The sequence below is a fragment of the Streptomyces sp. H27-H5 genome, assembly GCF_026627505.1.
In the GTDB taxonomy this organism is placed as follows: domain Bacteria; phylum Actinomycetota; class Actinomycetes; order Streptomycetales; family Streptomycetaceae; genus Streptomyces.
In genome coordinates this window covers 1-10,843 of sequence record NZ_JAPNLK010000159.1, presented here as the reverse complement: position 1 = coordinate 10,843, position 10,843 = coordinate 1, and the positions used below count along the sequence as shown (strand labels likewise).

10 protein-coding genes are annotated in these 10,843 nt (G+C 70.6%); 2 read left to right on the top strand and 8 right to left on the bottom strand.

The genetic code is table 11. The annotated features are described in order from the left end of the window. Window positions 1–175: 175 nt before the first annotated feature. The 4 genes from OTB19_RS39715 to OTB19_RS39700 all read right to left on the bottom strand — a co-directional run bounded on the left by OTB19_RS39715 (window position 176) and on the right by OTB19_RS39700 (window position 3,485). Window positions 176–946: a sulfite exporter TauE/SafE family protein gene (locus tag OTB19_RS39715; RefSeq protein WP_267803658.1), complete on the bottom strand. Its 771-nt coding sequence runs from the start codon at window positions 944–946 to the stop codon at window positions 176–178. Window positions 947–1,036: 90 nt separating this feature from the next. After that, window positions 1,037–2,014, bottom strand: a complete 978-nt coding sequence (locus OTB19_RS39710; RefSeq protein ID WP_267803657.1) for an SPFH domain-containing protein — start codon at window positions 2,012–2,014, stop codon at window positions 1,037–1,039. A gap of 107 nt (window positions 2,015–2,121) precedes the next feature. After that, the gene (locus tag OTB19_RS39705; protein ID WP_267803656.1) at window positions 2,122–2,547 is read right to left on the bottom strand and encodes an NfeD family protein; all 426 of its coding nucleotides are present in this window, start codon (window positions 2,545–2,547) and stop codon (window positions 2,122–2,124) included. 143 nt (window positions 2,548–2,690) lie between these two features. After that, a complete protein-coding gene (locus OTB19_RS39700; protein WP_267803655.1) occupies window positions 2,691–3,485 on the bottom strand; it encodes an ABC transporter ATP-binding protein in 795 nt (264 codons plus the stop codon). Window positions 3,486–3,620: 135 nt separating this feature from the next. On the opposite strand from OTB19_RS39700, the gene OTB19_RS39695 reads away from it, so the two are divergent. Further along, the gene (locus OTB19_RS39695; RefSeq protein ID WP_267803654.1) at window positions 3,621–4,403 is read left to right on the top strand and encodes a hypothetical protein; all 783 of its coding nucleotides are present in this window, start codon (window positions 3,621–3,623) and stop codon (window positions 4,401–4,403) included. Between the two features lie 96 nt (window positions 4,404–4,499). On the opposite strand, the gene OTB19_RS39690 is transcribed toward OTB19_RS39695, so the two are convergent. The 3 genes from OTB19_RS39690 to OTB19_RS39680 all read right to left on the bottom strand — a co-directional run bounded on the left by OTB19_RS39690 (window position 4,500) and on the right by OTB19_RS39680 (window position 6,668). Beyond that, entirely contained in the window at window positions 4,500–4,745 is a 246-nt protein-coding gene (locus OTB19_RS39690) for a chaplin (protein WP_267803660.1), read from the bottom strand. A 119-nt stretch (window positions 4,746–4,864) separates the two neighbouring features. Next, window positions 4,865–5,518 (bottom strand): response regulator, encoded by a 654-nt coding sequence (locus OTB19_RS39685; protein ID WP_267803653.1) that lies wholly within the window; start codon window positions 5,516–5,518, stop codon window positions 4,865–4,867. Beyond that, window positions 5,511–6,668: a GAF domain-containing sensor histidine kinase gene (locus OTB19_RS39680; protein ID WP_267803652.1), complete on the bottom strand. Its 1,158-nt coding sequence runs from the start codon at window positions 6,666–6,668 to the stop codon at window positions 5,511–5,513. The genes OTB19_RS39685 and OTB19_RS39680 overlap by 8 nt, the downstream gene beginning before the upstream one ends. 469 nt (window positions 6,669–7,137) lie before the next feature. Between OTB19_RS39680 and OTB19_RS39675 the strand changes: the two genes are divergently transcribed. Then, entirely contained in the window at window positions 7,138–7,854 is a 717-nt protein-coding gene (locus OTB19_RS39675; protein WP_267803651.1) for a transglycosylase SLT domain-containing protein, read from the top strand. Window positions 7,855–7,949: 95 nt separating this feature from the next. On the opposite strand, the gene OTB19_RS39670 is transcribed toward OTB19_RS39675, so the two are convergent. Beyond that, window positions 7,950–10,514: an FHA domain-containing protein gene (locus tag OTB19_RS39670; RefSeq protein ID WP_420717002.1), complete on the bottom strand. Its 2,565-nt coding sequence runs from the start codon at window positions 10,512–10,514 to the stop codon at window positions 7,950–7,952. Window positions 10,515–10,843: the final 329 nt, after the last annotated feature.

The window sequence follows — 10,843 nt, the reverse complement described above, 5'->3', positions numbered from 1 at the left end:
CCACCGTGTGCCGGACCGAAGCCGGGTCGTCCGAGGACCGCTTCCCGCAGGATGCCTGCGCGCTCACACAGCGTCACCAATCCAGCCACGCCCAACCGGCAAAGGACCTGCGACGCGCTGCACTAGTACCGCTGACGGTCCGGCTGCGCTGGGCGACGTATCCGGGGTACGTCGCTCAGCGGATCAGCAGCTGGACGATCGCGAGGACGCCGACCACGACGATGATCCCGCGCAGGACGGTCGGCGGGAGGCGTCGGCCGACCTTGGCTCCGATCTGGCCGCCGATGGTGGAGCCGACGGCGATGAGGACCACGGCCGTCCAGTCGAACTCGGCGACGAAGAGGAAGACGACGGCCGCGATGCCATTGACGAGGGCGGCGAGGACGTTCTTGACGGCGTTGATCCGTTGCAGGTCCTCGTGGAGGAGCAGGCCCATGAGTCCGATGTACAGCACTCCCTGGGCGGCGCCGAAGTAGCCTCCGTACGCGCTGGCGAGCAGCATCCCCGAGAGCAGGGCCGGGCCTCCGTCGGGGTGCCCGGCGTCGCTTCCCGAGGCCTCCTGGCGCTTGCGCAGTGCCGCGGCGAGCCGGGGCTGGAGCACGACGAGCACGAGGGCGAGCCCGATCAGGACGGGCACGATCGTGTCGAAGGAGTCCGACGGCAGGGTGAGGAGCAGGACGGCGCCCGCGAACCCGCCGACGAGGGAGACGGCGCCGAGCCGCATGATGCGGGCGCGTTGGCCTTGGAGCTCCTTGCGGTAGCCGATGGCCCCGCTGATGGACCCGGGCACCAGGCCGAGCGTGTTGGACACGTTGGCGGTGACCGGGGACAGGCCGGTGGCGAGCAGCACCGGGAAGGTGATGAGGGTGCCGGAGCCGACGATGGTGTTGATCGTGCCGGCGCCGATGCCGGCGGCGAAGACCGCGAGTGATTCCCAGATGGACATGGACCGCGACATCCCCTTTGCATGAGTGGGTCGCCTCCCCGCCATGAAGGTCGAGGGGCCGGTCCGATCATGCAGGAGGGGGAGGGAGCGTCAGTCGATGGGGGGTTGTTCGCGGCGGGAGGGCGGGACGGTGTCGCTCGGGCTGCCGCTCTCCTTGCCGGAGTTCTGCGGGTTGAAGCCGGAACCTCCGCCCATGGGACCGAAGTTGCCCATGGCGCCGGAGAGGCCCTTGAGGGCGTCGCCGATCTCGCTCGGCACGATCCAGAGCTTGTTGGCGTCGCCTTCGGCGATCTTCGGGAGCATCTGGAGGTACTGGTAGGCGAGGAGCTTCTGGTCGGCGTCGCCGGCGTGGATGGACTCGAAGACGGTGCGGATGGCCTGGGCCTCGCCTTCGGCGCGCAGCGCGGCGGCCTTGGCGTCACCTTCGGCGCGCAGGATCGAGGACTGCTTCTCGCCCTCGGCGCGCAGGATCTCGGACTGCCGGACACCTTCGGCCTGGAGGATCGCGGCGCGCTTGTCGCGGTCGGCGCGCATCTGCTTCTCCATCGAGTCCTGGATGGAGGTCGGCGGCTCGATGGCCTTCAGCTCGACGCGGTTGACGCGGATGCCCCACTTGCCCGTGGCCTCGTCGAGGACTCCGCGCAGGGCGGCGTTGATCTCCTCGCGGGAGGTGAGGGTGCGTTCGAGGTCCATGCCGCCGATGATGTTGCGCAGCGTGGTGACGGTGAGTTGTTCGATGGCCTGGATGTAGCTGGCCACTTCGTACGTCGCGGCGCGGGCGTCGGTCACCTGGTAGTAGATGACGGTGTCGATGTTGACGACCAGGTTGTCCTGGGTGATGACCGGCTGCGGCGGGAAGGGGACGACCTGTTCACGCAGGTCGATCCGGTTGCGGATCGAGTCGATGAACGGGACGACGATGTTCAGGCCCGCGTTGAGGGTGCGGGTGTAGCGGCCGAATCGCTCGACGATGGCGGCGCTGGCCTGCGGGATCACCTGGATCGTCTTGACCAGTGCGATGAAGACCAGAACCACGAGAATGATCAGGACGATGATGATCGGTTGCATGCGGTTCCCCGTGCCCTTCCGGCTGTCTGTGCTGCCCCGTTGATCGCGAGTCTCGCAGACCTCGGGGCCGCGAGTCGGCTGCTTGGCTCACATCAGGTCACATCACGTCACATGACGACCGCGGTTGCCCCGTCGATGTCCACGACGTCCACGGACTGGCCGGGTTCGTAGCTGACGTCCGCGTCGAGGGCGCGGGCGGACCAGATCTCGCCGGCCAGCTTGATCCGGCCGCCGCCGGCGTCGACGCGTTCGAGGACGACGGCGCTCCTGCCCTTCAACGCGTCGATGCCCGTGCGGTGTTGGGGTCGTTGGTGGCGGTTGGCGAGGGGCCGGACGACGGCGATCAGGGCCACGGAGACGATCACGAAGACCAGTACCTGGGCCACCACTCCCCCGCCGATCGCGGCCGTGATGGCGGCGGCCACGGCGCCGACCGCGAACATGCCGAACTCGGGCATCGCGGTCAGGACGAGGGGGATGCCCAGTCCGACCGCGCCTATCAGCCACCACACCCATGCGTCGATGTCGGTCACATGGTCATGGTAGGTCCGCGGGGCACGGTCGGGACAGGGTACGGGCCGTGCCCGCCGATCCCGGTCCGGAGCCGGGCCCTGCGGTCAAAGCCCCGCACGGGGCGGGGCTTTGACCGCAGTTCGACACCAAGGCCTGGGTCGTCTCAGCGCAGGGGCAGGCCGCGGGCGGCCCAGCGGTCGTCCTCGTTGCGCTCGACGATCAGCGGGAGGCCGAAGCAGAGCGAGAGGTTGCGGGAGGTCAGCTCCAGGTCGATGGGACCGGCGGTGACGACCTTGCCCTGGCGGATCATCAGGACGTGCGTGAAGCCGGGGGCGATCTCCTCGACATGGTGCGTGACCATGATCATGGAGGGTGCGAGCGGGTCCCGGGCGAGCCGGCCGAGACGCCGTACGAGGTCTTCCCGGCCGCCGAGGTCCAGGCCGGCGGCGGGCTCGTCGAGGAGCAGCAGCTCGGGGTCGGTCATCAGGGCGCGGGCGATCAGGGTGCGCTTGCGCTCGCCCTCGGAGAGGGTGCCGAACTTCCGGTCGAGGTAGTCCGTCATGCCGAGGCGGTCGAGGAACGCGCGGGCGCGCTGCTCGTCGATGTCCTCGTACTCCTCCTGCCACGTCGCCGTCATCCCGTAGGCGGCGGTGAGGACGGTCTCCAGGACGGTCTGCCGCTTGGGGAGCTTGTCGGCCATCGCGATACCGGCGACACCGATGCGGGGGCGCAGGTCGAAGACGTTCACCTTGCCGAGGGCGCTGCCGAGGATGGTGGCCTCGCCCTTGGTGGGGAAGAGGTAGCTGGAGGCGACGTTGAGCAGGGTGGTCTTCCCGGCGCCGTTGGGGCCGAGGATCACCCAGCGCTCCCCCTCCTTCACCGACCAGGAGACCTGGTCCACCAGCGCCCGGCCCTCGCGGACCACGGATACGTCCACCAGCTCCAGAACATCGCTCATGAGCGTGTTGTCACCCCTTGCAGTCTTCGGATCGTCAGTGCACCGGTAGGCGCAGCCCCAGGGGAAAACCTACGCCACTCGGCGAGGCCTCCGGGCGCCAGGCCGGTTCCCCGCACCGATCCGTAAAGTGGGGGGATGCTTTTCGAACCACGTTCAGGGCGGTTGGCCGCCTGGGGGAACGCGCTGCTGGCCGGTCTGGTCTCGCCCGACGAGGCCGTGTTGTCGATCGTGGGCGAGGACGCCGTGCACCGGGTGGCGGGGCTGCCGGGGGAATCGGGGCCGGTCGGGCTCACGCTGGCGCTGGGCCGGATGCGGGCGCTGGGGGTGTCCGGGCTGCGGGTCGCGCTGCCGGCTCCGGGGCATCCGCTGGGGTTGAGCGGTCCGCCCGAGTTCAACGCGCGGGCGTTGGACGCGGAGGAGGCCGTCGTCGCCGTCGGCGCGGCGCTGGGGCTGGTGCCGGAGGTGACCGAGGCCGGGCCGGCCGGTGACGTGCACGTGGAGGTGGTGTGGCACGTGCTGCCGGTGCGGGAGGCCCCGCCGGCGGACGTGCCGTCGCTGGGCGAGGCGGAGCGGGAACTGGCCGAGGCGTTGCGCGAGGCCATGGTGGTGCTGACCCGGTTGGACGTGGCGGGGTCGGGGCCGGTGGCGGAGGCGGCGCTGTCGGCGTACCGGGCGCGGGCGGAGGCCGGGCGGGAGGTGCTGGCGCCGGGGTACCCGCCGCGGGCGGTGCGGGTGCTGTCGTTGGCGCAGCGGGTGGACCTGATGGTGTCGCTGGCGTACGAGAACGGACACGGGGGCGCGGTGGCCGCCTCGGAGATCGCGGCGCGGGCCGAGGCCCTGCGGCCGGTGGAGCGGGTGGCGCGGCGGGCGCTGGTCGCGGCGTACAACGCGGCCGTGGAGGAGCGGGAGCGGGGCTGACGCCCCGGGTCCGCCCCGCGGGGCCCGGTGGGGCGGACGCGGCTCGGCCCCGCTTCCCGGGGAGAGGTGGGGGAAGCGGGGCCGGTGGGAAGGGCGTCAGTGGTTGATGCCCGTGTTGCCGAAGGCGCCGTTCAGCAGGCCGATCACGGTGACCGAGTTGCCGACGAGGTTCACGGGGACGTGCACGGGGATCTGGAGCTGGTTCCCCGAGGCCACGCCGGGCGAGTTCAGGGCCTCGCCCTCCGCGGACGCACCGCCGTGCGCCGAGGAGACACCGGCGCCGGCGGCGATCAGGCCGCCCGCGATCATGGTGACGGCTGCGGCCTTCTTGATGTTCTTCACGTTCTCGTCCTCCAGTACGTCTGCCGCGGCCTGCCGCCCCGACACATGGAGAAGAACGTTCGTCCCGTGCTCGGGATACGCCATGTGGGCTACATACACCCGACCGTATGAATCTCAGATCAACGCCGGACGTCCACGATTCCGTGCCTGACCGCCCACAACGCCGCCTGGGTCCGATCGGACAGGTCCAGTTTCATCAGGATGTTCGATACGTGGGTCTTGACCGTCTTCTCCGACAGGACCAGCGCGCGGGCGATCTCCCGGTTGGACCGGCCGTCCGCGATGAGGGAGAGCACCTCCCGTTCCCGGTCGGTCAGCGAGCCGGGGCGACTGGACGCGGCTCCCTGGCCCTCCTGGGCCAGCAGGGCCTGCGCGACCTCCGGCTGGAGGAGGACGTGGCCCGCGTGGACGGAGCGGATGGCGGCGGCGAGGGCTTCGGGGTCGATGTCCTTGTAGACGTAGCCGGCCGCGCCCGCGCGCAGGGCGGGGACCACGGTGCGTTGCTCGGTGAAGCTGGTGACGATCAGCACCCGGGCCGGGTTCGCCGCCTCGCGCAGTCGGCGCAGGGCCTCGATGCCGTCGGTGACGGGCATCTTGACGTCCATGAGGATCACGTCGGGCCGCAGTTCCTCGGCGCGGGCGATGCCCTCCTCGCCGTCGGCGGCCTCGCCGACCACCTCGATGTCCTCCTGGACCTCCAGGAAGGTGCGCAGTCCGCGCCGGACCACCTGGTGGTCGTCCACCAGCAGGACGCGGATCCGGGTGTCAGCCACCGGGGACCTCCATCTCGATCGTGGTGCCCCGTGCGGGCTCCGAGTGCACCTCCAGGCGGCCTCCGACGCCGCTCGCGCGGTCGCGCATGGAGACGAGGCCGAGGTGGCGGCCCGCCTTGCGGACCGTGGGAGGGGAGAAGCCGCGGCCGTCGTCCCGTACGGACAGGAGTGCTCCGGCGCCCCGGCGGAGCAGGGTGACCTCGACGGTCTCCGCGCCGGAGTGGCGCAGGGCGTTGTGGAGGGCCTCCTGGGCGACGCGCAGGACGGCCTCCTCCTGGGTCGCGGGGAGGGCCCGTACGCCGTCACAGGTGAAGGTGACGTGCGCGGTGTGGGCCCGGTCCAGTACGCGGACGTGGTCGCGCAGGGTCGCGACGAGCCCGTCCTCGTCCAGGGCGGCGGGGCGGAGCTCGGTCACGGCGGCCCGCAGTTCGTCGGCGGCCTCGGCGGCGAGGACGGCGACCTGCTGGAGTTCGCCCTTGGCCCGGGCGGGGTCGCGGTCGACGAGGGCGGAGGCGGCCTGGGCGGTGAGCCGCAGGGAGAACAGCTTCTGGCTCACGGCGTCGTGCAGTTCGTGGGCGAGGCGGGAGCGCTCCTCGGCGATGGTGAGCTCGCGGCTGCGTTCGTAGAGGCGTGCGTTGGTGAGGGCTATCGCCGCGTGCTGGGCCAGGAGGGACAGGAGTTCCTCGTCCTCGTCGGTGAAGCCGCGGCCGTCGCCGGCCGTCTCCGCGGGGGTGGCGCCGCGCTTGTTCGCGAGGAAGAGGGCGCCGAGGGTCTCCTCGCCGTCGCGGACCGGCATGCCGAGGAAGTCCGACATCTCGGGGTGGGCGGCGGGCCAGCCGCCGAAGCGCGGGTCCTCGCGCACGTCGGCGAGTCGCTCGGGGCCGTCCTGGTGGAGCATCGCGGCGAGGATGCCGTGTTGGCGGGGCAGGGGGCCGATGCGACGCCACTGTTCCTCGGTGATGCCGTCCACGACGAACTGCGCGAAGCCGCCGTGGTCGTCCGGGACGCCCAGCGCCGCGTACTCGGCGCCGAGGAGTTGGCGGGCCGAGACGACGATCGTGCGCAGGACGTCCTGGACCTCCAGTCGGCGGCTCATGGCCAGCAGGGCCGTGCTGACGGCGGCCAGCCCGGTACAGGGTCCCTTGTGCATGGCCTCACGGTACCGGCGGGCCTGACCTGCGGGATCGGACCTCGGGCGTAGGTCCAGGGGCCTCGGGCACACGACCGAGGGAGGGGCGGCGGAGGGCCTCTCTGCCTTGGGGATGACGGCCGGGGGGCTCTTCTCGTCCTCAAGGTGGATAAACCTCACCGATTGCATTGCTGCTGCAACCCTGGGTGAGAACGTTACGAGGCCGATGTGAGCCCGGGCATAGGACCCACGTCACTTACGAAGAAGCCTAGTGGACACATAAAGACCCTGTCAGCACTGCTGCACCTAGAGCCGATACCCGAATGCGGGCCGCGGCCGGGGATCCTGATCCACTAAGCGGCTTCGTACGTCACACCTTTGCCAGGCGTTTTTGCCACCGCTAAGAATGTCGACGTCGCACAGCGCCGAGGATCTCGGATCCACCCGGCGCTTTCCTGCGGCTCCCGCTATTCGAAGAGGTTGCACACGCATGACCGAGACCAGCACCCCCGGCCACAGTCGTCGTCTGACCAAGGCCCAGAAGCTTTCCTTCGCAGGCATCGCCGGCTTCGGCGCCGCCGCGCTCGTCTTCTCCCTCGTCCCGGCCAACGGCGCCGACACGAGCGAGTCGACGACCATCTCCGCCGCCCCCGTGGCGTGGACGAAGGCCGTGAACGGCGCCCAGACGAAGACCGTGCAGGCGCACCTCGGCACGCAGAAGGCCATCGCCGACCAGAAGGCCATCAACGCGGCCACCCAGGCCGCGCTCGCCAAGAAGGCGAAGGCCAAGGCCGACGCCGACAACAAGGCCAAGGCCGCGGCGCAGGCGAAGGCGCGCGCCGCGAAGACGGCGGCGAGCCGTTCCGCGGTCCGCACCCCCGTCTTCGCGAACAACCTGGACGGCTGGATCAAGGAAGCGCTGCACATCATGAAGCGCGAGGGGATCCCGGGCACCTACGCCGGCATCCACAAGAACGTGATGCGCGAGTCCAGCGGCAACCCGCTGGCGATCAACAACTGGGACATCAACGCCCAGAACGGCATTCCCAGCAAGGGTCTGCTCCAGGTCATCGCCCCGACCTTCAAGGCGTACCACGTCAAGGGCACGAAGTTCGACCAGTACGACCCGGTCGCCAACATCGTCGCCGCCTGCAACTACGCGGCCGACCGTTACGGCTCCATGGACAACGTCAACAGCGCCTACTAGGCCTTCGACGCACCGTTCCCCCATGCGCCTCAGGGCGGCCCCCGGACTTCCGGGTGCCGCCCTGAGGCGTTCGTGCGTACGGCCGCGCGGACCGGTCACTTGCCGGCGCGCATGACCTCCGGCTCGTGGCGGCGCAGCAGGCGCTGGACCGCGAAGCCGCAGGCGATGCCGAGGAGCAGCAGCACCGTGACGTTCAGGCTCCACTGGCCGACCGTGGCGTCCCAGAGCGGGTCGGTGTTGGTCGGGTTGTCGGCGTCCCACGGCGGCATGAGCACGCCGAGGTTCAGCGTGGTGCCGGCGGCGGCGATGGCCCAGCGGGACGGCATCAGCCAGGCGAACTGCTCCAGGCCCGGGGAGTCGTACACCTGGAAGAGGATGCCGGTGAAGACGACCTGGACGATCGCGAACATCACCAGCAGCGGCATGGTCTTCTCGGCGGTCTTCACCAGCGAGGAGATCACCAGGCCGAACATCATCGAGGTGAAGCCGAGCGCGATGACCGACAGGCAGATCTCGACGGCCGGCGGCATGAGCAGGCCCTCGGCGGGCAGGTCGCGCGGGTAGAAGCCGATCCCGCAGATGATCACGCCCTGGATGGCCGTGATGACGCCGAGGACGATCACCTTCGACATGAGGTACGCCGACCGGGACAGCCCGGTCGCGCGCTCACGCTCGTAGATGACCCGTTCCTTGATCAGCTCACGGACCGAGTTGGCCGCGCCGGAGAAGCACATGCCGACCGCCAGGATCAGCATGATCGTGCCGGCGTCGCCGTTGAAGCGGGACGGGGCCACGGGGGGCGCGAGGCCGAACTTCGCGGGGATGACCGTGGAGACCACGCCCAGGACCGCGGGCAGGATCAGCATCAGGCCGATGAAGCCCTTGTCGGAGGCGATCACCGAGACGTAGCGGCGGATCAGCGTCCACAGCTGGGAGCCCCAGCCCTGCGGCTTCGGCGGGCGCATCTGCTGCGCGGGCGGCATCGCGATCGACTGCGGGGCGACCGCGTCGATGTCGGCGGCGTACAGCTGGTAGTGCTGCGAGCCCTTCCAGCGGCCGGCCCAGTCGTACTCGCGGTAGTTCTCGAAGGCGGAGAAGACGTCCGCCCACGTGGTGTAGCCGAAGAAGTTCAGCGCCTCGTCCGGCGGGCCGAAGTACGCGACCGAGCCGCCGGGGGCCATGACCAGCAGCTTGTCGCAGATGGCCAGCTCGGCGACCGAGTGGGTGACGACGAGGACGGTGCGGCCGTCGTCGGCGAGGCCGCGCAGCAGTTGCATGACGTCGCGGTCCATGCCCGGGTCGAGGCCGGAGGTCGGCTCGTCCAGGAAGATCAGCGACGGCTTGGTGAGCAGCTCCAGGGCCACGGACACGCGCTTGCGCTGGCCGCCCGAGAGCGCGGTGATCTTCTTGTCCTTGTGGATGTCGAGCTTGAGCTCGCGCAGCACCTCGTCGACGCGGGCGGCGCGCTCGGACTCGGCGGTGTCGCCGGGGAAGCGGAGCTTGGCCGCGTACTTGAGGGCCGTGCGGACGCGCAGTTCCTTGTGCAGGATGTCGTCCTGCGGGACCAGGCCGATGCGCTGGCGGAGTTCCGCGAACTGCTTGTACAGGTTGCGGTCGTCGTAGAGGACGTCGCCCTCGTTGGCGGGCCGGTAGCCGGTCAGCGCCTTGAGGAGGGTGGACTTGCCGGAGCCGGACGGGCCGATGACCCCGATCAGCGACTTCTCCGGAACGCCGAAGGTGACGTCCTTGAGGATCTGCTTGCCGCCGTCGACCGTCACCGTGAGGTGGCGGGCGGAGAAGGAGACCTCACCGGTGTCGACGAACTCTTCGAGCCGGTCGCCGATGATCCGGAACGTCGAGTGGCCGACGCCCACGATGTCGTTCGGGCCGAGCACCGCCGTGCCGGACTTGGCGAGGGGCTGACCGTTGACGTAGGTGCCGTTGTGACTGCCGAGGTCGTGGATCTCGAACCGGCCGCCGGGCATGGAGCGGAACTCGGCGTGGTGGCGGGAGACCTGGAGGTCGGAGACGACCAGTTCGTTCTCCAGCGCGCGACCGATCCGCATGACGTGGCCCAGCGAGAGCTGGTGGAACGTCGTCGGGCTGCGGTCGCCGTGGCCGGCGCCCGCCCCCTGCGCGGGGCGCACGTCGCCCTGCTGCTGCGGGGAGTGCTGCTGCGGGAACTGCGGCTGGGCCGGCGGCTGCTGCTGCCAGGCCTCCTGCTGCGGCTGCTGCCGGACCGGCGCCTCGTACCCGGCGGCCTGGCCCTGGTAGGCCGGTGCCTGGTGGGCCGGGGCCTGGTGGGCCGGGGCCTGGTGGGCCGGGGCCTGGTGGGCCGGGGCCTGGTGGGCGACGGGCTGCGGCGCGGCGGCGGCGCTCGGATTCAGCCGCGGTCCGTCGGTGGCGTTGCCGAGGTGGACCGGCGTGCCGGGCACGAGTTCGGCCTGCTGGACCCGGGCCCCGTGCACGTACGTGCCGTTGGTGCTGCCGTGGTCCTCGATCCCCCAACCACGGCCGTTCCAGCTGATGGTGGCGTGTCGCCACGACACGCGGGCGTCATCGATCACGACGTCTCCCTGGGGATCGCGCCCCAGCGAGTACGACCTGGACGGATCGAGCGTCCAGGTCCTTCCATTCAATTCCAGTACGAGTTCCGGCACTCCAGCCCCACTTAAGTCCCCCGAGAATCCCCCTGGCGTCAGGGAGTCCGACGTCAGGGAGTCTAGGGATGGCGAACATCCGTGGGAACTATTTCAGGCCTGCGCCCACATGTGGAATCGGGGCCGTTCCGGGGTGCCCGCGACCGGCCGTCGGCGGGGTCCAAAGGCACGCGGAGAGTGCGATACGGGACTTCTCGCCCCGCGGTTCGCACCCGCGTCCGGGTGGCGTCGGGGCGGCGTCCGGCCGCATCCGGCCCGCGGCCGCCCGGCGCCGGCGCTCGCGGGGTGGCCGGGGGTCCGGGAGCCGGGGGCGGGGGGCAGGGCGGGCA